26 protein-coding genes are annotated in these 24,368 nt (G+C 49.8%); 5 read left to right on the top strand and 21 right to left on the bottom strand.

Translation table 11 applies throughout. The annotated features are described in order from the left end of the window. Positions 1-21: 21 nt before the first annotated feature. The 5 genes from fadB to ACSV5M_RS04240 all read right to left on the bottom strand — a co-directional run bounded on the left by fadB (position 22) and on the right by ACSV5M_RS04240 (position 6,413). On the bottom strand, positions 22-2,169 hold the full coding sequence (gene fadB / locus ACSV5M_RS04220) for a fatty acid oxidation complex subunit alpha FadB (RefSeq protein ID WP_439174340.1): 2,148 nt from the start codon (positions 2,167-2,169) through the stop codon (positions 22-24). A 217-nt stretch (positions 2,170-2,386) separates the two neighbouring features. Next, a complete protein-coding gene (locus ACSV5M_RS04225) occupies positions 2,387-3,037 on the bottom strand; it encodes a helix-turn-helix domain-containing protein (protein ID WP_439174341.1) in 651 nt (216 codons plus the stop codon). 69 nt (positions 3,038-3,106) lie between these two features. After that, a complete protein-coding gene (locus tag ACSV5M_RS04230; RefSeq protein ID WP_439174342.1) occupies positions 3,107-3,778 on the bottom strand; it encodes an SDR family oxidoreductase in 672 nt (223 codons plus the stop codon). 20 nt (positions 3,779-3,798) lie between these two features. Further along, positions 3,799-4,161: an MmcQ/YjbR family DNA-binding protein gene (locus ACSV5M_RS04235; RefSeq protein WP_439174343.1), complete on the bottom strand. Its 363-nt coding sequence runs from the start codon at positions 4,159-4,161 to the stop codon at positions 3,799-3,801. Between the two features lie 554 nt (positions 4,162-4,715). After that, positions 4,716-6,413, bottom strand: coding sequence for an NAD-dependent malic enzyme (locus ACSV5M_RS04240; RefSeq protein WP_439174442.1), 1,698 nt, complete (start codon positions 6,411-6,413; stop codon positions 4,716-4,718). Between the two features lie 258 nt (positions 6,414-6,671). Between ACSV5M_RS04240 and ACSV5M_RS04245 the strand changes: the two genes are divergently transcribed. Genes ACSV5M_RS04245 through ACSV5M_RS04255 form a run of 3 tightly spaced genes read left to right on the top strand, consistent with a single transcriptional unit; the run spans position 6,672 to position 7,838 of the window. Continuing rightward, entirely contained in the window at positions 6,672-7,019 is a 348-nt protein-coding gene (locus ACSV5M_RS04245) for a HopJ type III effector protein (RefSeq protein ID WP_439174344.1), read from the top strand. A 15-nt stretch (positions 7,020-7,034) separates the two neighbouring features. Next, on the top strand, positions 7,035-7,376 hold the full coding sequence (locus ACSV5M_RS04250; RefSeq protein WP_439174345.1) for a hypothetical protein: 342 nt from the start codon (positions 7,035-7,037) through the stop codon (positions 7,374-7,376). Positions 7,377-7,409: 33 nt separating this feature from the next. After that, on the top strand, positions 7,410-7,838 hold the full coding sequence (locus tag ACSV5M_RS04255; protein ID WP_439174346.1) for a secondary thiamine-phosphate synthase enzyme YjbQ: 429 nt from the start codon (positions 7,410-7,412) through the stop codon (positions 7,836-7,838). Positions 7,839-7,942: 104 nt separating this feature from the next. Here ACSV5M_RS04255 and ACSV5M_RS04260 read toward each other — a convergent pair whose 3' ends face one another. The 3 genes from ACSV5M_RS04260 to ffh all read right to left on the bottom strand — a co-directional run bounded on the left by ACSV5M_RS04260 (position 7,943) and on the right by ffh (position 10,444). Next, positions 7,943-8,314, bottom strand: coding sequence for a DUF2956 domain-containing protein (locus tag ACSV5M_RS04260; protein WP_439174347.1), 372 nt, complete (start codon positions 8,312-8,314; stop codon positions 7,943-7,945). A gap of 2 nt (positions 8,315-8,316) precedes the next feature. Next, positions 8,317-8,814, bottom strand: a complete 498-nt coding sequence (locus tag ACSV5M_RS04265; protein WP_439174348.1) for an META domain-containing protein — start codon at positions 8,812-8,814, stop codon at positions 8,317-8,319. A gap of 241 nt (positions 8,815-9,055) precedes the next feature. Next, the gene (gene ffh, locus ACSV5M_RS04270) at positions 9,056-10,444 is read right to left on the bottom strand and encodes a signal recognition particle protein (protein ID WP_439174349.1); all 1,389 of its coding nucleotides are present in this window, start codon (positions 10,442-10,444) and stop codon (positions 9,056-9,058) included. A 264-nt stretch (positions 10,445-10,708) separates the two neighbouring features. Between ffh and ACSV5M_RS04275 the strand changes: the two genes are divergently transcribed. Both ACSV5M_RS04275 and ACSV5M_RS04280 read left to right on the top strand, forming a co-directional pair. Further along, the gene (locus ACSV5M_RS04275; RefSeq protein WP_439174350.1) at positions 10,709-11,518 is read left to right on the top strand and encodes a cytochrome C assembly family protein; all 810 of its coding nucleotides are present in this window, start codon (positions 10,709-10,711) and stop codon (positions 11,516-11,518) included. 100 nt (positions 11,519-11,618) lie between these two features. After that, positions 11,619-12,887 (top strand): HlyC/CorC family transporter, encoded by a 1,269-nt coding sequence (locus tag ACSV5M_RS04280; RefSeq protein ID WP_439174351.1) that lies wholly within the window; start codon positions 11,619-11,621, stop codon positions 12,885-12,887. Here the strand turns inward: ACSV5M_RS04280 and ACSV5M_RS04285 are convergent, their stop codons facing one another. The 13 genes from ACSV5M_RS04285 to ACSV5M_RS04345 all read right to left on the bottom strand — a co-directional run bounded on the left by ACSV5M_RS04285 (position 12,888) and on the right by ACSV5M_RS04345 (position 24,266). After that, positions 12,888-13,106: a hypothetical protein gene (locus ACSV5M_RS04285; RefSeq protein ID WP_439174352.1), complete on the bottom strand. Its 219-nt coding sequence runs from the start codon at positions 13,104-13,106 to the stop codon at positions 12,888-12,890. 36 nt (positions 13,107-13,142) lie between these two features. Beyond that, positions 13,143-13,439, bottom strand: a complete 297-nt coding sequence (locus ACSV5M_RS04290; RefSeq protein ID WP_439174353.1) for a rhodanese-like domain-containing protein — start codon at positions 13,437-13,439, stop codon at positions 13,143-13,145. 95 nt (positions 13,440-13,534) lie between these two features. Then, positions 13,535-14,932: a cysteine--tRNA ligase gene (gene cysS, locus ACSV5M_RS04295; protein ID WP_439174354.1), complete on the bottom strand. Its 1,398-nt coding sequence runs from the start codon at positions 14,930-14,932 to the stop codon at positions 13,535-13,537. A gap of 33 nt (positions 14,933-14,965) precedes the next feature. After that, positions 14,966-16,687, bottom strand: coding sequence for a glutamine--tRNA ligase/YqeY domain fusion protein (locus ACSV5M_RS04300; protein ID WP_439174355.1), 1,722 nt, complete (start codon positions 16,685-16,687; stop codon positions 14,966-14,968). A gap of 116 nt (positions 16,688-16,803) precedes the next feature. Further along, positions 16,804-17,838, bottom strand: coding sequence for an endolytic transglycosylase MltG (gene mltG, locus ACSV5M_RS04305; RefSeq protein WP_439174356.1), 1,035 nt, complete (start codon positions 17,836-17,838; stop codon positions 16,804-16,806). Between the two features lie 45 nt (positions 17,839-17,883). After that, positions 17,884-18,744: an aminodeoxychorismate lyase gene (gene pabC / locus ACSV5M_RS04310; RefSeq protein ID WP_439174357.1), complete on the bottom strand. Its 861-nt coding sequence runs from the start codon at positions 18,742-18,744 to the stop codon at positions 17,884-17,886. Positions 18,745-18,839: 95 nt separating this feature from the next. Further along, entirely contained in the window at positions 18,840-20,081 is a 1,242-nt protein-coding gene (fabF, locus tag ACSV5M_RS04315) for a beta-ketoacyl-ACP synthase II (RefSeq protein WP_439174358.1), read from the bottom strand. 197 nt (positions 20,082-20,278) lie between these two features. Then, positions 20,279-20,515 carry an acyl carrier protein gene (gene acpP / locus ACSV5M_RS04320; RefSeq protein ID WP_012487300.1) on the bottom strand — a complete coding sequence of 79 codons (237 nt, stop codon included), beginning with the start codon at positions 20,513-20,515 and terminating at the stop codon, positions 20,279-20,281. A 194-nt stretch (positions 20,516-20,709) separates the two neighbouring features. Beyond that, the gene (gene fabG / locus ACSV5M_RS04325) at positions 20,710-21,456 is read right to left on the bottom strand and encodes a 3-oxoacyl-ACP reductase FabG (protein ID WP_439174359.1); all 747 of its coding nucleotides are present in this window, start codon (positions 21,454-21,456) and stop codon (positions 20,710-20,712) included. A gap of 12 nt (positions 21,457-21,468) precedes the next feature. Then, positions 21,469-22,410, bottom strand: coding sequence for an ACP S-malonyltransferase (gene fabD, locus ACSV5M_RS04330; RefSeq protein WP_439174360.1), 942 nt, complete (start codon positions 22,408-22,410; stop codon positions 21,469-21,471). A 45-nt stretch (positions 22,411-22,455) separates the two neighbouring features. Next, positions 22,456-23,478 (bottom strand): phosphate acyltransferase PlsX, encoded by a 1,023-nt coding sequence (gene plsX / locus ACSV5M_RS04335; RefSeq protein WP_439174361.1) that lies wholly within the window; start codon positions 23,476-23,478, stop codon positions 22,456-22,458. Between the two features lie 27 nt (positions 23,479-23,505). Continuing rightward, entirely contained in the window at positions 23,506-23,688 is a 183-nt protein-coding gene (gene rpmF / locus ACSV5M_RS04340) for a 50S ribosomal protein L32 (RefSeq protein ID WP_087465325.1), read from the bottom strand. Between the two features lie 41 nt (positions 23,689-23,729). Next, entirely contained in the window at positions 23,730-24,266 is a 537-nt protein-coding gene (locus tag ACSV5M_RS04345) for a YceD family protein (RefSeq protein WP_439174362.1), read from the bottom strand. Between the last annotated feature and the right edge of the window lie 102 nt (positions 24,267-24,368).

Genomic DNA, 24,368 nt, shown 5'->3' on the forward strand with positions numbered 1-24,368 from the left:
CGCTGACGATGCGGCGCATGCTTAGCCGTAAAATTTCTGGTTATTGGCAGCCATTTTTTGCAGGCTGGCGGGCGGCTCGTAAAGCGCACCAAGATCACTGTAGCGCTTTGCCATTTCACAAAATGCGCCTACACCAATAGAATCAATCCAGCGGAAGACACCGCCCCGGAAAGGCGGGAATCCCGTACCGTAAACCAAGGCCATATCTGCCTCGGCCGCCGTTTCCACGATGCCTTCTTCCAGGCAACGGGCCAACTCAGTGGCCATAGGCACCATCATCCGCGCGATGATGTCATCATCAGAAGCCTCGACCGCCCCGGTAATGTGGGGCTTAAGAAGCGCCAGTACATCCTCATTGAATACTTTTTCAGGTTTACCCTTTTTGTCGGTCTGGTAGTCGTAGAAGCCTTTCTGGTTTTTTTGGCCCAATCGCTCCGCCGCAAAAAGCGCGTCGGTGCACGAGGTAAAGTCACGCTTCATACGCTCAGGGAAACCTTCTGCCATCACTTTCTCCGCATGAACGGCGGTATCGATCCCCACGACATCAAGCAAGTAGGCTGGCCCCATCGGCCAGCCCCAGGTTTCCATCACCTTATCAATTCTGCGGAAATCGACTCCATCGCGCACCAGCATTGAGAAGCCAGCGAAATAGGGAAATAACACGCGATTAACCAGAAAGCCCGGACAGTCTTTCACCACAATGGGCTTCTTGCCCATGGCATTGGCATAAGCCACGGTACGCGCAACTGCCGTATCCGACGTACGGGTTCCACGAATCACTTCCACCAAGGGCATCAGGTGGACGGGGTTGAAGAAGTGCATGCCGCAGAAATTCTCAGGGCGCTGCAGCGCTTCCGCGAGGGATGAAATAGAGATTGTGGACGTATTGGAGGCAATAATCGTATCCGGGCTTACCTTGGCCTCCACCTCAGCCAATACAGTGCGCTTGACCTTGGGATTTTCTACTACTGCTTCCACCACAATGTCGACCTGGTCAAAGCCATCGTAGGTTAACGCAGGCTCAATACGATTCAACACGTCGCCCATCTCGGCGGGTGTCATTTTCTTGCGCTCTACGCGTTTGCTCAATTGTTTGTTTGCTTCAGACAAGCCCAGATCAATACCTTTTTGAGCTACGTCTTTCATCTTGATCGGCACACCTTTCAGAGCCGACTGATAGGCAATTCCGCCGCCCATGATGCCCGCGCCGAGCACCGCTGCGCGCGCAATTTTTTTATCCGCCTTTTTCTCCCAGCCCTTTGCTTTCTTACTGATCATTTGCTCATTAACAAAGATGCCGACCAGAGATTGGGCTGTCTCGGTCTGGGCAACCTTGGCAAAGGCTTCTGCTTCAATTTGCAGGGCTTCGTCGCGGCCTTTATCTGCCGCTTTCTGCATGGCTTTAATCGCCGTGACCGGTGAGGGGTAATTGCGTCCTGCCTGTGCACCCACAAATGCTTTTGATGTTTCAAAAGCCATCATGGACTCAATAAAATTCAACTGGAGCGGGGCTTTTTTCTGTACACGGCGAGCCGCGTAATCAAATTTGCCGTTGATGCATTGCTGCAGAGTAAACAGCGCGGCATCGCGCAACTTCTCCGGCTCTACCACGGCATCCACCACCCGTGCGGTCAACGCAGTTTGTGCATCGTTTTCTTTACCAGAGGCTATCCACTCCACGGCCGTTTCAAGGCCTGCAATTCGCGGCAAACGCACTGTGCCACCCCAGCCAGGCAATATGCCTAATTTGGTTTCCGGCAAGCCCACTTTCGCTTTGGTACTTGCAACGCGATAGTCACAGGCCAGGCATAATTCCATACCGCCACCAAGAGCAAAGCCGTTGATCGCCACGACGACCGGGAAAGGCAGATCCTCAATGCGACAATTGTTGCGATTGTTGTTTTGTAAGTGGGCAATAATACTGTCAGCACCAGCCCCAAACACCCTACCAAATTCCATGATGTCAGCACCGACGATGAAAACGTCTTTTGCGCTGCTCACCAATAGCCCTTTAATATCCTGGCTTTTTTCCAGTAGGGTTAGCGCTTCATCCAGTTCGCTAACGGCTTGCAGATTAAATTTATTAACTGATTCACCCTGAAGATCAAAGATCAACTCCGCAATACCGTCTTGCAACAGGGCAACTGATATGGCTTTTCCTTGGTACATAACAAGTCTCTCTCTAGTGGAATATCAGAGGAAAACGAACCTCTAACGCTGATAGGCAAGCAAGCGGGACGTGCGAGCCTTACTTGAAACACAAATGAACAATGAGGTTGTATGAGATTAGCGTGGGAACCTTGCCGAACGATTAACAACTTTTATCGCTTGGTGATGTACAGAAACCGTTAGCACGACTGCATCGGCAAAAACAAAAAAACCGTCATTAATCCTGTACAACACTCAAGACAACCACGGCCACCGTCTCTTTCCGATTACGAATGCGATAGGGTTGGTGGGCCGCCAGGTAAAATGCATCCCCTTCGTGTAATTCGTGCACCTGCATGCCTGCGGTCAATTCCACTTGTCCACTCACAACCCAACCACTGGCTTCTGCCTTGTGGCGTATGGGTTCGCTGCCAGTATCGGCACCGGCGGCGTAAGTATGACGCCTCATGGAAATTTTGCGCTGGGCCTTTTCCGTAGCCAATGACTGCACTGTTATTCCGTTGGGTTGCTGCACCTGATCAGCAGCTAACATGGCCGCCGGATAAACTACCTGCCCGACGTCAACCTGATTGCACGCGAAGAATTGAGCCAAGGTCATGGGAATACCGCTTAATACCTTGGCTAATGAATTGACAGACGGACTAACAAGCCCCTGTTCAATCATTGAAATGTTGCTATTTGTTATGCCCGCGCGTTTGGCCAATTCGCGCTGGGAAAGCCCGTTACGCTCACGGATTAATTTAAGACGCACCCCGATGTCCGGTGCCAGGTCGGGCGCAAAATCGACGATAGATGTGGTTTCCACCTCATCTATAACCAGTTCAGCAACCATATCATGACTCATTGACGCATCAATTTTTGTGGCCATACCGCAAACCTGTTGAACGCAAATTTATTATTAACATCTATGCGTATGTTGATGTTTCAGTTGAGAAAACTACCAAGGCAACCCCTCACCATTAGCGTGCCAGAAACTGCCAGAACTTTCCAAAGTCAATTCGTTGATCCGGCCTGCCAAACGTTCAGCGGCAACAGCGGGTGAAATATCACCGGCAAAGCCGACCATATCAGTCTGAACAAAACCTGGATGTAATAATACAACGGCAATGCCCCGCGGCTTCAAGTCACGTGCCAGACTCACGCCCGCTGCATTCAACGCAGCTTTACTCATGCGATAGCCATAATAGCCGCCCGATGAATTATCAGCGATTGAACCCATTCGGCTGGTAATCATCGCCACCTTGGAACCCGCCTTCAAATTATCCAATAATGCCTCGGTTACCCTGAGCGGTCCCAGAGCATTTACCTGGAGTTGGTGTTGAATATCATCATAAGCCAACTCTCCCAGGCTATCCGCTGCCAGCACGCCGGCATTATTAATCAGGATATCAATAGGTTTATCTGCCAGTGCGTTACGCAAGGTGACAATGCCCTCGCTACTGGAAACATCAACACCGTCAATAACAGTAATGCCAGGCTGGGGTAATTGGCTCAACGCCGTCGATACGACACGGCAGGCGGCATAAACTTCATGACCTTGTCGGGCAAAATATTGGCATAACTCTAACCCTATACCACGACTTGCACCGGTAACGACAATACGGCTCATAATCTTTCCCCGATCCGTTATCAGGGTTTACTGGCGAGCAACCGCGCGAGCTCATCGCTGGGCAGATTATTGATAACCAACTCATAGGAATTGTCAATCATCCGCTGGATTTCATTATCAGGTATGGTGCCGTCAAGAAACACGGTATTCCAGTGCTTTTTATTCATGTGATGGCCGGGTTGCACAGCGAGATACTTAGCGCGTAATGCAACGGCCTCCTCTGGATCGCATTTAAGATTCACACGCGCCACACCCGACTCCTGTGTGAGCGTTGCAAACATCTTATGGCAAACCTTGTAGACAGCAACGTCCGGACCAGAAGGAAATGTTTCCTTCGCTTGGTGTTTGGAAAGTAAATATTTTTGAACTGAAGAAAAATCCATGGTTTAGTCCTTTAGCAATACGACTGAATGGTTTTTACTACGACCGCTAATATACATAATCATTCACTCACAACAATCTCACCTAAGCGCACCTGGTTGATTAAGGAACCTAAACCACTGACTCATCGCCTCCTTGTGTTGTCACGCGGCCCGCAGGTCGCTTTATCAATAAGCACACCACTATACTAGCTATACTAAAGTGCCGACCGCCTCACCTGTACGATGCATTCATGTTGGGCTTAAACGCAACATACCTGCACAGGATCATTCCACATCGCGCGCCTGCCTCACTTTAGCAGAGTCTCACCGGTTTTGTGTAGCAACCGGCTGATGGCGATGATAGTGCGCTGACACCCGCGATACAATCGCAAAAATACGACTGACACCTCAAACGCTATCTCTGGCGTTTATATGTTAAAGAGCGCACTGATCAAATAGTCAACGATTGAATCATAAGTTGTTCAATCAAAAAGCTCCGCGCCTCACCATGTACCCGCTGTTACCAAAGCCTGCCCTTATGCTGGCAGAGATAAGAGCGGCGGTTTTCACGAACTCTAGAACGAGGTGCGGCGATAATCACGGTACTCCGGCGCCCAGAAATTACTTTCTATTTTTCCGCCGATCAACTCTTCCGGCACAGGCATAGCAACACCATCTGCAATGGCTTGTTTGAATACGGCATGAGCGATGACTTTACTGACGTCACGAATATTTTTCAGGGATGGCAACAAGGCACCCTGCCCTTGTTGCACCATCGGCGAGGCATCGGCTAATGCCCGGCTCGCTGCCATCATCATTCCATCCGTTATTCGTGCAGCCTTGGCCGCAATCACACCCAAACCGACGCCGGGAAAAATATAACTGTTATTGCACTGCGCTATTTCGAAGCGCTGGTTACCGATATCGACTGGCGGAAACGGGCTGCCGGTAGCCACGATAGCCTTACCACTGGTCCAACGTAAAATATCTACCGGCAATGCCTCCACTTGCGAGGTGGGATTGGACAGTGGTAGCACAATTGGCCGCTCGCAATGCGCTTGCATCGCTTCGATAATCGCTTTGGTAAATAGCCCGGGCTGCCCGGACACACCGATCAAAACCGTGGGACGCGTGTTCACTACTACGTCCATCAGGTTAATTATTTTTTCGGCCTTGCTGTGTGTCAGCGACCATTTCGCTACAACCTCATCAGCAACTGCCAATGGTCGTTGGAAATCATAAAGATTCGGCGAACCGGTTTGCAGTAAACCCGATTTACTCAACAGAAATATACGGCTGCGAGCCTGGGCTTCGGTTAAACCCTCGGCACACATTTGCCGCACCACTTGTTCGGCAATCCCGCACCCCGCTGAGCCTGCACCGGCAAATACCACACGTTGCTGTGCCAGCGTCTCACCTTTGGCAAGACATGCAGCCAGGAGCGTCCCAACCGTCACAGACGCCGTGCCCTGAATGTCGTCATTAAAGCAACACAGTTCATCCCGATACCGGTTTAACAGTGGCGTCGCATGATCCTGGGCAAAGTCTTCAAACTGTAGCAAAGCATTGGGCCAACGCACTTTAATAGCCTGAATAAACTCATCAACAAACGCGTAGTATTCGTCCCCGGTAATGCGTGGGTGACGCCACCCCATGTACATAGGATCATCAATGAGTGATTGGTTATTACATCCCACATCAAGGGTAACCGGGAGGGTATACGCAGGGCTGATACCACCACATGCGGTATAAAGTGCCAACTTGCCAATGGGGATGCCCATGCCGCCGATGCCTTGATCGCCCAGACCCAAGATACGTTCACCATCGGTTACAACGATCACTTTGACGTTTTGCTTGGTGGCATTTTGTAGCATGTCATCAATACGATCCCGGTCGGGATAAGAGATAAACAAGCCGCGCTTACGGCGATATATCTTGGAAAACTGCTGGCATGCCAATCCCACCGTCGGGGTATAAATTAACGGCATAATGTCCTGCAGGTGATCGGTCACCAAGCGGAAATATAATGTTTCGTTGGTGTCCTGGATATTGCGAAGATAGATGTGTTTGTCGATATCAGTTTGAAATGAAATAAGCTGCTGGTAGGCGCGAGCTTTTTGTTCTTCGATAGTTTCGATGTTGTAAGGCAACAAACCTTCAAGATTAAACTGTTGCCGCTCCTGTTGGGTAAACGCACTGCCCTTATTCAACAATGGCGCTTCCAGCAAAGCCGGGCCGGCGAATGGAATATAAATCGGGCGCTTTTTCACAATAGTACCGTTTGATGAGGAAATGAAGGGATTTGAGCAGATATTAACATAGACCAGCTAAAGTCGAGCGGCCAGCTCTACCAAAGGAAAATCCGGCGCGCCCTCTGCACCAGCACCGGGTTGTAATGTGACCCCAGCGGATTACAATAGCCGACTGAGTCCTGCCCACAGCTCAAAAAGCACACAACCAGGCATTCGCGCTTTAAATACATCTGAGATTTTACGATGCATCTCGATATCCTCAACACCACCGAGAAACCTATGACAATGATAAATGCGTTCCTGCAACGTTTACGGGAAACACCAGAAGCGATTCAATTCAGCGATACGATGGCAGTCATTGATGCTCACTATCACTTCACGCCTACTGCGTTTAAAAATGGCGAGCAGACCAATGCCGCAGGAGAAAATTCCGGTTCATGTAAGTTATTCAGTTTTGCACAGATGCACCAATTATCCCAAGAAGATACCTTGCACTGTTTTGGCGGATTTTATCGTGAGGATGTGGTAAAAAATCCCGGCGGTGAAGACCATCAAAATATTCGCAACTTTATTGCTACAGGTTGGGCCGGTGTTTACTTTGACGGCCAAGCCCTCACCCCGCGTTGATCCGGCTGGAGACTCATGATGAAGCCATCAATTTTAACGATTCTTCTCTTCTGCTTGCTTATCAGCGCATGCCAGGAAAAAGGCACACAGGAAACCACCGATGAGGTCGGCAGCCCACCAGAAGAGGCCGCACAATCCTTGATTCAATGCCCCGATAATCGACCGGAAGTTTGTACCCAGATATACCAGCCCGTCTGCGGCTTGGTTGATACAGGCATCAGATGTATCACCACCCCTTGCCCCAGCGCTGAGTACAAAACGTTTGGCAATGCTTGCACTGCCTGTAGCGATAAGAATGTAACAGGCTATAGTGAAGGTGAATGCCCCACAGAAGAAGACGTTAATCCGACAGAGTGATCAACGTCCGATACAGTAATAAGAGGAGCGGTTATGTGGTTACAGAAAGAATTTCGCTTACGTGCCAAGAGTCGCGGGTTTCATTTGGTCACCGATGAAGTTATCTCCGCGCTACCGGAACTCAAACAAATAGAATGTGGATTACTGCATCTGTTTATTCAACATACCTCCGCTTCTTTGAGCATCAATGAGAATGCTGATCCCACGGTGCGTGAAGACCTGGAAAATCATTTCAATCACTTAGTGCCAGAGGGTGCACCCTATTATCGGCATGATTATGAAGGCGATGATGACATGCCGGCACATATCAAAAATTGCATACTCGGTTCCAGCCTGATGCTGCCTATCACCGGCGGTAAACTCAACCTGGGAATCTGGCAAGGCATCTACTTGTGCGAACACCGGAATAAAAGCGGATGGAGAAGTCTGGTGGCTACGCTTCAGGGAAACGGAACGGAGTAACGCTGTCCGAGGTCATTTCCGATCAGTGACGAAGCTTTCGTCGTGAGATCGCAAGCCCCACCGCCCCAAGTCACGTAAACTTTATCGACAACATAAAGTCGGATTTAAGGGCGAGTAAACCACACATAACCGGCAAACAGCATCCACGAGATAATCAATAATCCCCAAGGTAACCAGGCTTTCTTGATCGGCACTTGCGCAACACGTTGTATTTCTGTCGTATCTGTCGCTAACTCCGATGACTGCTGGATTGCGAGGCGCCGGACCTTCTTGACACGCTTGTCCAGCTCCCGAGCCTTCTCACTTTGCTGTCGTAAAAATTGTTCCATGCCCCTCTGTATGCCCGACGCAATCAAGCGCGTCTGCTCACGGGTTTGCCCTTCTACCTGCTGGCTATTAGCGATCTTGAGCGCTTCTGCACGAATGTCGCGGGCTTCTTTTTTACTTCTGTCTTTATTTTTGCCGGGGTTATTCATAATTATTCTGATTCATCGCGAGATGCCCTGATAACCTGGTTGCCCTGGTCGTCACGCAAGATTAATAAGCCGTTTAGCAAACTGGCTCGCGTTGCATTGGGTAAGTGTTGAAACAAACGTTGCTCCTGTTCCATTAACGCTGGCAGGCACATCATCTTGGTGGCGCCGAGGCTCTCGGGAATCTGAAGCTGTTCACTTGCATAAGTATAGGAGCCAAAAAAGCGATTACAGCTGGCATTACCATTAATGGCGCCTTCTTCGGTGAACTGAATTCGTGCCGGGCTTCGATCAATGACCGGGCGGTCCCCGATATACTCAATGTACCAGATACCCGACAGTTCTTTTCTGGTAGCAGCACGATAAGCGGGGCTTGACTCACCCACCGCAGGTTGTTTGGCTGTGTCAGGAACCCCCGGAGATTGTGGTTGAGCAGTTTGCTGGCAGGCTATTAAAAGCAGAAGAGTCGATATAAGCAGTGCAAAATACGTAACTGATTTCATCATCAATTCCTGCGCGGTTTTCCGCGATTGTTATTGTTGGGCGTTTTTTTATCCGTGCCGAATGGCAGCGCAGCGGATTCATTCATGAGAGGCTGCAGGAAATTAAAAATTCCATGGCAGTTGTAAAAAATCGTAACTTTCATGCCATAGAAATGCCGCGGAGCTGACATGCCAGAAATGCCTGTAAGCGGGCCACAGGTCTGTAAAAAAGCGCCGCAACATGCGGCGCTTTTTGTATTAACTACTTACGAAACCCCGGTGGCAATCCACCGCCGGGCGGCATACCTCCCGGCATCATGCCACCCAGGCCACGCATCATCTTGGACATGCCGCCGCCCTTCATTTTCTGCATCATCTTGGCCATTTGTTTGTATTGCTTTAACAAACGGTTCAAATCCTGAATTTGTGTACCAGAGCCTTGGGTGATGCGACGTTTGCGCGAGCCGTTCAGGTCTTCCGGGTTGCGGCGCTCTTCCGGTGTCATGGAATTAATAATGGCTTCCATCACCTTAAATTGTTTGCCCATATTGGACTGTTGCGCCATCTGCGCCACATTACCCATACCGGGCAATTTATCAAGCATGGAGGTCAAACCGCCCATGTTCTGCATTTGCTGCAACTGATCGCGCAAATCTTCGAGGTCGAATTTTTGGCCTTTGGTGACCTTCTTGACCAGCTTATCGGCTTTTTCCTTGTCGATGCTTCGTTCGGCTTGCTCAATCAACGACAGAACATCACCCATACCAAGGATGCGTGACGCAATACGCTCAGGATGGAAGGGTTCAAGTGCATCCACTTTCTCACCCATACCGAGAAACTTGATGGGCTTGCCTGTGACATGGCGGACAGACAAGGCTGCACCACCGCGGGCATCACCATCAGCCTTGGTCAGAATCACACCGGTCAGGGGCAAGGCCTCATTGAATGCCTTGGCCGTGTTGACCGCATCCTGGCCAATCATGGCGTCGATAACAAACAGGGTTTCCGCCGGCTTGATAGCAGCGTGCATATCCTGTATTTCCGTCATCAGTTCGTTATCAATGTGCAACCGCCCTGCCGTATCCACGATGACAACATCCAGGAATTTCCGTTTGGCGTGATCGATAGCACCCCGTGCGATGTCTACGGGACGTTGCTCGGCGGTAGAGGGGAAAAACTCAACGTCAACTTCCTGGGCCAAGGTCTGTAATTGTTGAATCGCAGCGGGACGGTAAATGTCCGCACTCACAACCAGCACTTTTTTCTTCTCACGTTCTTTGAGATAGCGAGCCAATTTTGCGACAGAGGTGGTTTTACCGGCCCCCTGCAAACCCGCCATCAGGATCACCGCTGGCGGCTGTACGGCCAGTTTGAGCCCTTCGTTGGCCGAGCCCATAACGCTGATCAGCTCGTTCTCTACAATCTTGATGAATTGCTGGCCCGGGTTGAGCGCTTTAGCTATCTGTTGACCGAGTGCGCGACTGCGAACCTGGTCAATAAAGGCTTTGACCACCGGTAAGGCAACATCCGCCTCCAATAACGCCTTGCGGACTTCACGTAGCGTATCTTTGATGTTGTCTTCACTTAAGCGGGCCTTGCCGGTGATAGTTCGCAAGGAATGGGAAAGGCGATCAGTTAAATTCTCAAACATAAGCTTTCTCAGACAATCGTTGAGTATTGAGTAATAGTGCGGTTCATTACTGTGCCGTAGCAGTTCCGGTCGGCGGAATCAGGCCGCGATTATACCCTCAAATGGCGGGCCAGTTGCCAGCACCCGCAGGAGTTAAACCTTTGATTTAATGTGGAACCATCCAATGCTTCTCATTGTGCTCATCCTGTGACAAACTTTGGCGCTACTCTATCACTCGAATCGCGCCTCATTCGCATTTAGAGGCTAACTCATCGGGCGTATTACATGGGCCAGGCAAACACAATGACACTTTATGTGAATCTTGCAGCGATCTTTTTTTATGTCGTAGCCGGTCTTTACGCGATCAACTGCTTCGCCCGTCAGCAGCCGATTCATCGAACCGCCTTGTTCGCCCTGATCGCCACGGCCCTCTTGTTCCACGGCGGCGGTATTTATGGTCTCAGCGCCGCCCACACTGGTGTGCAGTTGGGATTCTTTTCTGTCTCGTCGCTCATTTTTTGGGTTGTTAATCTGATTGTACTGGTCAGCAGCTTCAAAAAAGCGCTGCATAACCTGTTCATTCTGTTGAGCCCTCTGTCGGTGCTGGCCGTGGGAGCTTCGCTCATAGGACACGATGCAGACGTTCAAATTTCCTATCAACTGGCCAGCCACGTCGTCCTGTCGATCCTGGCATATAGCCTGCTAACCATCGCCACCCTGCAAGCCCTGCTGCTGGCCTATCAAAACCACCAGCTCAAAAGCAAACATACCATCGGTAATGTACGCCTGCTGCCACCTTTGCAGACCATGGAATCACTGCTCTTCGAATTGTTATGGGCTGGTGAAATCCTGCTGACCCTCTCAATCCTGTCAGGCATGTGGTTCCTGGAGGATATCTTTGCTCAGCACCTGGCACATAAAACCGTTTTCTCTATCGCTGCCTGGGTAATCTATGCCCTCCTGTTATGGGGTCGCCACCGCCTTGGTTGGCGCGGCTATACCGCAATCCGCTGGACGCTCGGCGGATTCGCCCTCCTGATGCTTGCGTATTTTGGCAGCAAGCTGGTGCTGGAGCTGATTCTCCAACGCGGTTGATGACTCTGAACAGGAAGCACCCGGGCGGCCTTGTGTTATTGATTAACCCCTCAAACTTCGTCAAGATACCCAGCCATTTCGCAATACGGGCTTCAATGCTTTGGACGACGCTTCGCTAGAATTTTTATTCGCCTTGCTATTCGGCATGCTCATCCTGTCAGCCTTCTTCTCCGGTTCCGAAACCGGCATGATGTCAATCAATCGGTACCGATTGAAGCACCTCACTAAAAAAGGTGACCGTGCCGCACTACGGGTGGCGAAATTATTACATCGCCCGGATCGTTTGATCGGGTTGATTTTGATTGGCAATAATCTCGTTAATAATATTGCAGTCACTATTGCAGCGGTCATCGCTATTCGGCTTTATGGTGACGCAGGCCCGTATGTTGCCAGTATCATCCTTACCTTTGTGATGCTGGTATTCTCCGAAGTCACCCCAAAAACAATTGCTGCACTTTATCCCGAACGAATTTCATTTGTCGCCAGCTGGTTTCTTCGCCCGCTGTCCTACTTGCTTCATCCCGCTGTAGTTGCTGTTAATTTATTATCCAACACCGTCGTTCGTTTATTTGGTATTGATGCCAAAACCCATAAACACATCGAACATCTTGACCCGGAAGAATTGCGCACGGTGGTTGATGAAGCCGGGGACCTGTTGCCTGAGCAACATCAGGGAATGCTACTGAATGTACTGGACTTGGAAAAATCTACCGTGGAAGACATCATGATTCCGCGTAATGAAGTGGAAGGCCTTGATCTGGAGCTGGACATCCCAGAACTCCTGCAGCGTATTCGCACCAGCGAATACACACGCCTGCCTGTTTATGAAGGGGATATCAATAAAGTCGTAGGCATACTGCACCTGCGCAATGCCGCGCGTTTTATTCAAGGCGATGACACTACGGTCACACACGAGGCCATTCGCCAATTTACCAACGAGCCCTATTTCGTTCCTGAATCGACCAAACTCAATACGCAACTATTAAATTTTCAGCAACAGAAATGCCGCATGGCATTGGTGGTTGATGAATATGGCGAAGTCCAGGGAATCGTGACATTGGAAGATTTACTGGAGGAAATTGTCGGCGATTTCACCACCAACAGTGCCGAAGAGGAATCCAGGGATATCGTGCCTCAGGACGATAACTGGTTTTTAATTGACGGCGGCACTTTTGTCCGCGATATCAACAGAGCACTGGACTGGGAGTTGCCCATTGACGGGCCCAAAACACTTAACGGATTAGCAATGGAGTATTTGGAAAATATTCCTGATGCAGAGATCGGATTTGATATCGGCAGCTACCGTTTTGAAACCGCGCAACTGACCGACAAGATGATCGCCTGGTTGCGCGTCAAACGAATGGTGTGATTATCTATCGTCGTGACGATGATTTATCTTTCGTAAGATAAAACCTGCCAGCACAGCCAGTCCCACCACTATCACCAGACAGGCAATTAAAATCCATAAATAATCTAGCAAGTCATTTAGGGGTAAGCCCCAGCCGTAAACAGCCAGAGCTAGAAATGCAGTGCAAGCAATCATGTTGATTGCCAAACCACGATTCTTGAAAAATTTCCGCAACGACATACTGCTTATCCGGATAATACAACTTAAAAATTTACTTTAGTTCTCACCCGACTCCGGGTTTTTGTCTTGCGCCGCTACCGCCAAGGCATTCTCCAGCGAGCCATGGTTGGTCACTCGGGTGTACCCCATCCGCAGCAATGTATCCCGTGCAACATCAGCACGGCGACCACTACGGCAATACAGTTGGATCTGCGTGTCTTTATCGGAGATCTGCTCAGCAACCAGCCCGCCGATCTGGTCGTGCGGCATCAGTAACGCTCCTTCCACGTGACCACCTGCATATTCTTCCGGCGTCCGGACATCAAGCCATACTTCATCGGCAACCACATTCATAGAGAAACCTGCTAACAGAAAAGACCATACAATACTGGCTATACCGAGCCACTTGTTGATGTACCGAGCCATGTAATACCTCTCAATTATCCCAGCTATTCGCGTCGCCACTGCGTGGACCCGTCGCGGGAATCTTCTAATACCACACCCTGCTCCAGCAAACTCTTACGAATTTCATCCGCGCGCGCATAATTCTTATTGCGTTTTGCTTCGATACGCTCAGCCACCAAATGTTCAACCGCTTCCGCCGAAATCGCATCTCCACCTGCAGATTGAAGGAACTGTGCGGGTTTGTCTTGCAGGATGCCCAGAATATTACCCAAGGCTTTAAGCTGAGCAGCAAGTTGGTGAGCCAGCTCAGGATCAGACTTCGCGTTATTTAGATCACGCACCAGGTCGTACATGCCAGCCAAGGCCACACGGGTATTGAAGTCGTCATTCATTGAAGCAACAAAAGCCTGATAGTACGGGCTTTGGTCGATATCAACCAAAGATGCAGCGGGCACATCTGCGTAATCACGCAAAGCGCCATAGAATCGCTCTAGACCGGTACGAGCTTCGACCAGGTTATCTTCTGCATAGTTGATCGGGCTGCGATAGTGGCTGCTGATCAACAAAAACCGAACGACTTCGGGATGATATTTCTCCAACACATCGCGAATGGTAAAAAAATTGCCCAAAGATTTGGACATTTTCTCACCGTCGACCCGCACCGCACCGGCATGCATCCAATAATTAACATACTTGCAACCATTAGCCGCTTCACTTTGGGCAATTTCATTTTCATGGTGAGGGAAAGGAAGGTCCGGGCCGCCGCCGTGAATATCAAACGTAACGCCGCAGCAATCTTTGCTCATAGCGGAACATTCAATGTGCCAACCAGGGCGACCCAATCCCCATGGCGACTCCCACGCAGCTTCACCTGGCTTTGCCGACTTCCACAGAGCAAAATCACGTGGATCTTCTTTTACTTCATCCACTTCAATACGGGCACCCGCTAACAGCTCATCAGGGTTTTTATTACTTAATTTGCCGTACTCGGCAAAATGTTTTACCCGGTAATAGACATCACCATTCGGCGCTGCGTAGGCGTATTGTTTTTCAACCAAGGTGGAGACCATGGCAATAATTTCACTGATATAGGCTGTCGCACGCGGCTCAATATCCGGCGGTAGCACACCCAGCCGGGCTTCATCTTCGTGCATATAATCAATGAAACGCGATGTAAGGTCGGTATAAGTTTCACCGTTTTCCTGTGCACGCCTGATGATCTTGTCATCGATATCCGTAATGTTACGCACGTAGGTGACATCCCAGCCTTGAGACCGTAAAAAACGTGTCACTACATCAAAGGTTACCAATACCCGGGCATGACCGACATGACAGTAGTCGTAGACCGTAACACCACAGACATACATGGAAATCTTACCGGGTTTTATCGGCTTGAAAGCTTCTTTCTGACGAGTCAGGGTGTTGTAAAGGTGTAACGTCATGGTCTGTTCCACAGCATCGTAAAAAATTAAAAGCTATTCCTGATCATCCATTTTTGCCCAGCTGTCACGCAGGCCAATGGTACGATTAAATACCGGTTTCTCCTGCGTATGATATTTGCTGTCGAGACAAAAATATCCTTCGCGCTCAAACTGGAAATGATCTTCCAGGGTTGCTTTCGCCAAACTGATTTCGGCTTTACAGTTGTACAATATTTCAAGACTATTGGGATTGATGCATTCAAGGAAATTTTTTCCACCCGCATCCGGCGCCTCATCAGTAAATAGACGGTCATACAAACGCACTTCACAATTCAGATTATGTGTCGCCGATACCCAGTGAATTACACCCTTTGGCTTGATGCCATCAGCCGGATCTTTGCCCAGGGAATCTTCAATAATATGCGCAACAATTTCCGTAATGTTTCCCTGCTCATCACGAATCGCCAGATCCGCTTCAATTACGTAAGCGTTGCGTAAACGCACGCGCTTACCTAATACCAGGCGCTTGTATTTTTTATTGGCTTCCTCGCGAAAGTCATCCTGCTCGATATACAAGGTGCGAGTAAAAGGCAGCAAACGCTCACCCAGGTCGTCGCGGTTGGGATGGCAGGACGCAACCATCTCCTCAATTTTTTCTTCCGAGTAATTCGTCAGCGTTACTTTTAACGGGCGCAGAACGCACATCGCGCGCGGGGCATTTTTATCCAGGTCATCGCGCACTGAAAACTCCAGCATGCCGACATCTACCATACTGTCAGAGCGTGTTACCCCGATGCGCTCACAAAAATCGCGCAACGCTGCCGGGGTGTAGCCACGCCGACGCATACCGGAGATAGTCGGCATACGTGGGTCATCCCAGGCATCAACATGTTTTTCGTCAACCAGCTGCTTCAGTTTGCGTTTACTGGTAACCGTATAGTTGATATTTAAACGCGCAAATTCATATTGACGAGGCTTCGCCGGCACGGGCAAATGTTCAATAAACCAATCGTAGAGTGGCCGATGGTCTTCAAACTCCAGCGTACAGATTGAGTGGGTAATGCCTTCAATCGCGTCGCTTTGGCCATGCGCAAAATCATAAGAAGGATAGATACACCATTTATCGCCGGTTTGATGATGATGTGCTTTTTTAATGCGATAGATAATCGGATCGCGCAGATTCATGTTCGGCGCGGACATGTCTATCTTTGCGCGCAACGAACAACTGCCCTCGGCAAGTTTTCCGAGGCGCATTTGCTCAAAAAGCTCGAGGTTTTCCTGCACGCTACGGTCGCGGTAAGGGCTGTTTTTGCCTGGCTCCGTCAGGGTGCCACGATACGCACGCGCTTCATCGGGGGACAGATGGCATACGTAAGCCAAGCCCTGTTCAATCAGATAAACAGCCCATGTATACAACTGATCAAAATAATCCGAGGTATAGCGGACCTCACCATCCCACTGGAAACCTAACCAAGCGACATCCTGCTTGATCGCATTAACATATTCTTCGTTTTCTTTTTCTGGATTGGTGTCGTCAAAGCGGAGGTTACATACACCACCGAACTCTTCCGCTACACCAAAGTTCAGGCAAATGGATTTTGCATGCCCGATATGCAAATAACCGTTAGGCTCTGGAGGAAAACGTGTAATGATTTTTTGATGCTTACCATCCTCCAAATCTTTACGAATGATTTGTTGAATAAAATGCGCAGGCTTGGCAGTTGTTTTTGCGTCGGCGTTAGCAGATGTCGCGCTGGAAGCAGGATTTTCAGTCATACGGGATAGCGTCCGGTTAATAACCTGTGTCAGTCGAAGATCAGCCGCCCGTCTCGGTCGGCAAAGGAAACCATTGTAGCGATTCGCCCCGGCTTTTCCTACCGCAACAGAAGTGGTTACGGATTAACCGACTGCTCTGCTGATTGGCCCGGGGTTAACGTAGAGCGATAATCTGAGCGCCGGTTCAATTGATAACGCCGTACCGCGCGATTATGCTCCGCCAAGGTTGCAGAAAAGTGTGTTGTGCCGTCCCCTTTGGCGACAAAGTAAAGTGCATCACCTTCTGCGGGGTTCAAGCTAGCCTGAAGCGCAGCCCGCCCAGGCAAAGAGATTGGTGTCGGAGGCAAACCCCTAATCACATAGGTGTTGTAGGGCGTCGCCTGCTGTAGGTTTTTCCGGGTTATCTTGCCTTTGTACGCATCACCCATTCCATAGATCACCGTCGGGTCCGTTTGTAAACGCATACCTTTTTGCAAGCGGCGAACAAAGACACCAGCGATCTGATCTCGCTCCCATTCAGCGCCGGTTTCCCGCTCCACAATGGAAGCCATGATCAATGCCTCATAGACATCCTTGTACGGAAGGCTGTCTGCCCGTGAATCCCATAACGCCTGCAACTGTTGCTGCATTTGCAGATATGCCCTGCGCAAGATCTCTACGTCAGTCGCATCGCGCGCATAGATGTAAGTATCGGGAAAAAACCAACCTTCAGGGTGGTTTATCGGCAACTCCAGCAGTGCCAGTTGTTCTGCTTCAGTCTTATCCTGCAATAGCGGTTTAATCGTGTCTTTTGAGTGGAGCAGCGTCAGCGCCTGGCGAAATGTCCACCCCTCAACCAGGGTAACCTGATACAAGACAACATCGCCTTTGCGCAATTTTTCCAATAACTGTTGTGGCGTCATTCCATGCGGAAAATAGTATTCGCCCGCGTGAACCTTGGTGGCATTGGCGAAACGTGCATATAACGTCAGCAAGCGCGGATGCTGCAAAAAACCCTGCTGATTCAAATCATGGGCCAAATGCCCGAGCACCCGCCCCGAGTGAAGTTGGTAGTGATATCCTGCCTGAGGCAACGCCAATGGAGTAGTCAACCAATGCTGCAGATAAAGCCAACCGGATATACCAGCCAGCAGAGTCAATACAATCAGCACTCGCAACAATCGCGTTATTTTTCTTAGTATCTTACGCACTTCACATTAACTCGCATCAGATGATATGCCACGCAACACGATCGCCAAACGATCTTGCAGGCGGGCAGTTATTTCACAGTGAACAAAACGCACAGAGGTATCACTATCCAACATGCTTACCGATACTATGCCTCTGATGCTGTTGCAGATAAATACTTCGTCAGCGTCCTGTAATTCGAGCGGCAGAATTTTTTTAATGGTTACCGTCAACCCCAACGCCGGCACCAGCTGATCGATAATAACTCGTCGCATAATACCCGCCACACCGGCAAACGAGAGGTCAGGCGTAAAAAGTTGGCCGTTTTTTATCATGAAAATGTTGCTGGCTGTGGCCTCTATCACAAAACCCTCCTCATCAAGCATCAGGCCCTCGGCATACTCATGTTGCCACTCTGCACGAGCTAGAATTTGCTCAAGGCGATTAAGGTGTTTAAGCCCTGCGAGAGTCCGGTTGCGCGAGAGTCGCTGTTGGCAAATTCGCAAACTGATATTTTGCAATTCTCCCGGCACAGCATCGAAAAACACAACGCAAATTGTCGGGGAGGACAATTCAGGTAGTGCGTAGCCGCGACCACCGCAACCGCGCGTCACAATGACTTTCATCACCCCTTCCGCAGCACCAAAGCGCTGGGCCTGCTGACTAAGCTCTGCCACATAGGTTTCCAGGAGCGAGACATCCAGGGGGATCATTAACCCTCGGCAGCTCTCAACCAGACGCTGGCGATGGAGACCCCATAAAGGCACCCTCCCCGCGCGATAAAGACAAGTTTCGAAGAGGCCGTCACCATAGGTAAAGCCTCGGTCAAGCGGAGAGACCGATGCATTAAACACACCATTGACGGATATCAGAGGAAATGGACTAGGCATCGGCCGAGTCTATACAAAATCAGACGCCGATACAAAAACGCCGAACTGTTTACAGCTCGGCGTTTCTGATTTCTCGTTAACTGACAATGGCATTATCAGTCCAGCTTACGGAAGACAAGGGAGCCATTAGTCCCTCCAAAACCGAACGAGTTGGAAAGCACCGTATCGATCTTGCGTTCCTGGGCGGTGTGGGGCACAAGATTGATATCACAGCCCTCATCCGGATTATCCAGGTTGATGGTGGGAGGAGCCACCTGATCGCGGATGGCTAGTACACTGAAGATAGCTTCCACCGCACCAGCCGCGCCCAACAGGTGTCCAATCATGGATTTGGTAGAACTTACCGCCACCTGATCCGCTGCACTGCCCATTACCGACTTAACCGCCTGGCACTCCGCTTTGTCGCCCGCTGGTGTGGAGGTACCGTGCGCGTTGATGTAATGGATGGCACTGGCAGGAATCCCGGCGTCTTTGATAGCGTTAACCATGGATGCCGCCGCACCCGAACCGTCTTCCGGTGGTGACGTCATGTGATAAGCATCCCCGCTCATCCCGAAACCAATCAATTCGGCATAGATCCTGGCTCCGCGAGCTTTTGCATGCTCATATTCTTCCAACACCAATACGCCAGCACCGTCCCCCAGCACAAAACCATCGCGATCCTTATCCCATGGACGGCTGGCGGCTTGCGGGTTGTCATTACGTGTTGAAAGAGCCCGCGCGGCAGCAAACCCGCCCAGTCCAACGGGGGTTGTCGCCATCTCAGCACCGCCTGCGACCATAACATCCGCATCACCGTACTGGATCATCCGCGCCGCAAAACCAATGCTGTGGGTACCCGTCGTACAGGCTGTGGTCAATGCAATGTTGGGCCCGCGCATGCCATACATGATGGAGAGGTTGCCAGAGATCATATTGATAATGGCACTCGGCACAAAGAAGGGGGACATGCGCCGCGGCCCTTTGTGCTCTACCACCAGGGTACCTTCCTCTATGGTTCCGATGCCGCCAATCCCCGAACCGATAGATACACCGATACGACCCGCATTTGCTTCGGACACTTCAAGGCCAGCATCACGGATCGCCTGGATACCGGCTACCATTCCATATTGAATAAACGGGTCCATCTTACGAGCATCTTTGCCGGAGAAATAATCATCGATCACGAGATTTTTCACGGATGCGCTGAATTGCGTCGTAAACGCTGAAACGTCAAAGGTGGAAATGGTTTCAACACCGCTTTTGCCGTTCACAATGCCATGCCAGGTATCAGCCACGGTATTACCCAGCGAGCTGACCATACCGAGACCAGTTACAACCACTCTTCTACGCGACACGTTAGGGATTCTCCAAAACAATAGGGAATTGGCGGGATAAAAGCTTTAAAATGCTCAGGGGTGGGCATTTATTAAAAGTGCGCCGATCACGCTGTCATTAAAACCGTTTATGCAATCAAATTTGCAAAAGAAAAAGCCGTACTATTTCGCAATAATACGGCTTTTTCACGAAGACAGATAATCAGCGACTTTGAAGATTACGCCAGGTTGGCGTTGATGTAATCGATAGCCAGCTGAACTGTGGTGATTTTCTCAGCTTCTTCGTCAGGGATCTCTGTCTCAAACTCTTCTTCCAGAGCCATAACCAGCTCTACGGTGTCGAGAGAGTCAGCACCCAGATCTTCAACAAAAGAAGCTTCGTTTTTAACTTCTTCTTCTTTCACACCCAGTTGCTCAGCAACGATTTTTTTTACGCGTTCTTCAATGCTGCTCATGATGCTATTTAACTCCTAGTGGTAGTATCGACGAAACCGTCACTTGTGAAACCACGAAGGTGGTTCCTTCATAATGTTTCGGCCAAAATCGACGCGCATTTTACATCTATTTTTGCCGTGTTGTAACGCATCCTGCCAAAATTCTTCGTTTTTTTAATGAATTTCCATGAAAAACAAAGACTTAAATCCTATTATTAACCCATATACAGGCCGCCGTTGACGTGGATAGTCTCACCGCTAACGTAGGCTGCAGCATCGCTGGCCAAAAAAACCACTACTGCAGCAATCTCTTCCGGTTTACCCAGGCGCCCCACAGGAATGTTGGACAACAATCCAGCCTTTTGATCCTCAGGTAAGCCTTTGGTCATATCCGTATCAATAAAACCTGGCGCGACGGTATTGACCGTGATCCCGCGCGAACCTACCTCTGCAGCTAATGAGCGTGCAAAGCCTGACACGCCGGCTTTGGTAGCCGCATAATTGGATTGCCCGGCATTTCCCATAGAACCGACAACAGAACTGATATTGATAATACGACCCCAACGAGCCTTCATCATTCCACGCAGCACGGCTTTACTTAAACGATAAATAGAGCTGAGATTAGTATTAATAACATCAAACCATTCTTCATCACTCATGCGCATTAACAAATTATCTTTGGTAATACCCGCATTGTTGACAAGAATAGCTGGCGTACCGAATTCGTCCTGAACACTTTTCATTAGCGCAGCTACCGAGTCAGCATCGGTAACATTCAACACTTTTCCCGCTCCGCGAATACCCAACTCCTGCAAACGAGCAGATATTTTCTCAGCGCCGGATTCACTTGTCGCCGTACCGATAACCGTTGCACCAGCAGCGCCCAACTGTTCCGCGATTGCGGCACCGATACCTCTGCTGGCACCGGTAACCAAAGCAACCTTATCGTTTAAATTGATCATCTTCTTCACCCATTAATTAAAAATATCCAGCGCACTCAGAAGTTCGTCTGAAGTTTCGATGGAGAGCGTGTTCAAATCCTTGTTAATTCTTTTGTTTAATCCTGAAAGCACTTTTCCTGGTCCACATTCAATCGTGGTTGTGACACCGCGCGTCGATAAAGTATTAACACAATCCACCCAGCGCACCGCACTAAAGATCTGTTCGATCATGAGCGCTTTAATTTTTTCCGGATCGCTTTCCGGCTCAGCAGTCACATTGTGCACAACCGGGATAACCGGAGTCGAAAATGGCGTACTGTAGATTTGCTCTGCCAATTTTTCCGCAGCTGGGCGCATAAGCGATGTATGAAAAGGCGCACTCACAGGCAAAGGAAGAGCACGCTTTGCACCGGCTTCTTTGCATAAGGTACTGGCACGCCCCACAGCGGCCGCCGCACCAGCAATCACAACCTGACCGGGCGAATTAAAGTTTACCGCTGCAACAACTTCTCCCTGTTCTGCTTTTTTGCATGCGTCAATAATTAAGGCATCATCCAACCCAATGATTGCCGCCATCGCACCCTGCCCCGCAGGCACAGCTTCTTGCATAAACTTACCACGCTGCTGAACCAGTTTTACGGCATCAGCAAAGGCAACAACGCCTGCGCATACCAGGGCCGACCACTCACCCAAACTATGCCCGGCCATCAATGCCGGTGCTGCACCACCGTTCTGCTGCCAGACACGCCAGACAGCAACGCTTGCAGTTAACAGCAGGGGCTGGGTGCGCTCGGTCTGGTTGATATCATCCTGATTGCCATTTTGAACCAAATCCCATAAATCATAACCAAGCACGGAGGATGCCTCCGAGAAAGTCTCAGTCACAAGAGGGTATTGACCGGCCAAATCCGCCAACATCCCAATCTTCTGGGAGCCCTGCCCTGGAAAAACAAACGCAAGATGAGATTGAGTCATAGGAGTTTCACTTGTATTGATAAGAAAACAGATAATGGAAAATCGTTATAGTGAATCTTTCAGTGTTGCATGCAATGCACGCTGAATACGCAGCGGCACTTTTTGTGCAACCTGTTCTTTTGCAACGAGTAAAGCCTGATAAAACGCCTCCTCATCTGCACCGCCGTGACTCTTCACCACTGGTTGCTGCAACCCCAGAAAACTCGCACCATTATAAGCACCCGGGTTTAATTCCCGGCGCCACTGACGCAACATCGGCCGCATAAATAATGCCAGCAATTTCAGGTACCAGTGGCGAGTAAAACTTTTTTCGATTATTCGCGTAATCAAGCGCGCTACACCTTCACTGGTTTTAAGCGCAACATTACCACTGAAGCCGTCACAAACAATCACGTTTGCCTGACCGAGATACAGCGCATCACCTTCTATAAATCCCACATAATTAAGCTGCTCATCCTGCGATAACAACACATGACTACGCTTGATGACATCGGTTCCTTTGGTTGCTTCCGCACCAACATTGAGTAAGGCAACACGCGGCGTGCTAATGCCTGTCGACGAGGCCAGTACACTACCCATTAATGCAAATTGGTGAAGCTGTTCCGGGGTACAGGTAAGATTCGCTCCGAGATCCAGCATAAAGCTACTACCCTGCTCTACCGGCATAGATTTGCAGATCGCAGGACGCTCAATACCCGGAAACGTTTTCAGCAGATGTTTGCTCATTGCCATTAGCGCCCCGGTGTTACCTGCACTGACACAAGCATCAGCATGCCGCTCCTGGACCAGGAGCAATGCTCGCCACATGGATGAATCTTTTTTATGCCGCAAGGCGCTCAGCGGATCTTCGTGCATGCTAACGGTATCAGGCGCGTGGAATATGCGAATAGCTGGGTGCGCAGGCGCGCTACTTGATGATAGTAAGGACTGCATTTGATCCTGATCACCGACCAACAACAGCTCTACTTCGGGGGAGGTCGCGACAAAACGAATGGCCGCTGCAATAACAACGCGGGGACCTAAGTCCCCGCTCATAGCGTCAACCGCTATACGAATTTTTTCAGACAATGTTAGATCGTCTTGTTGCCTGACAAATTATTCGTTAACACCTTTATCAATCACTTTACGACCGCGGTAAAAACCGTCAGCAGTAACGTGATGACGCAAGTGTTTTTCACCGCTGGTTGCGTCAACGGACAAGGTTGGTCCGGTCAATGCATCGTGTGAACGACGCATGTCACGCTTGGAACGGGATTTTTTGTTTTGCTGTACAGCCATGATAATCTCCTGATGACATACTCACTGGAACCGAGGCGCCTCTATTTTTTCGGCGAGCTCTTAAGTTGCTCCAGCACTTGAAACGGGTTTTTCTTCTCTTGCTTGACGACCACCGGCTCACCACTGTGGAAGAGCTTGGGGTCAACACACTGTTCCTCGTGGTAAGCCACTGGAGGAAGGTTTAGCAACAACTCTTCTTCGACCATTTCGAAGAAATCTGCACTGGTATCCTCAACAATCCAGGGATCCAGATGCTTCGGCAGTGCCCTGGCATCTTCTTCCGTCCACACAATGGCCAGTGAAATATCACACTCCACTGGTTTGCTGACCGGAGACAAGCAACGTTGGCATATCAACATCAGATCTGCACGCGCCTTACCAGACACAACCTTTTTACCTTCCTCACTAATCCCGAAATCCAGCCTGACAAATACCTGGCCTTCGGTTCCCTCGAGCGACTCTGCCAAACGCGGCAAGGCAGCTATAGGGATAATACCCTCCAGAGAAATACCCTGTTGGGCGAATTTCCGCGGATCTCCCTGCCGGGGCAAGGTTTTGTGTGAGGGGGCTGAAAACATAAGCGCGCAATAATAGGGATCTGCTGTACGTCTGTCAAAGAAAATGTATGCAAATGGCGCTATTTAGTGCTTGCGGCTTAGAATAAACACTTTATCTATGAT

The sequence above is a fragment of the Cellvibrio sp. ARAG 10.3 genome, from assembly GCF_051846955.1.
Classification (GTDB): domain Bacteria; phylum Pseudomonadota; class Gammaproteobacteria; order Pseudomonadales; family Cellvibrionaceae; genus Cellvibrio.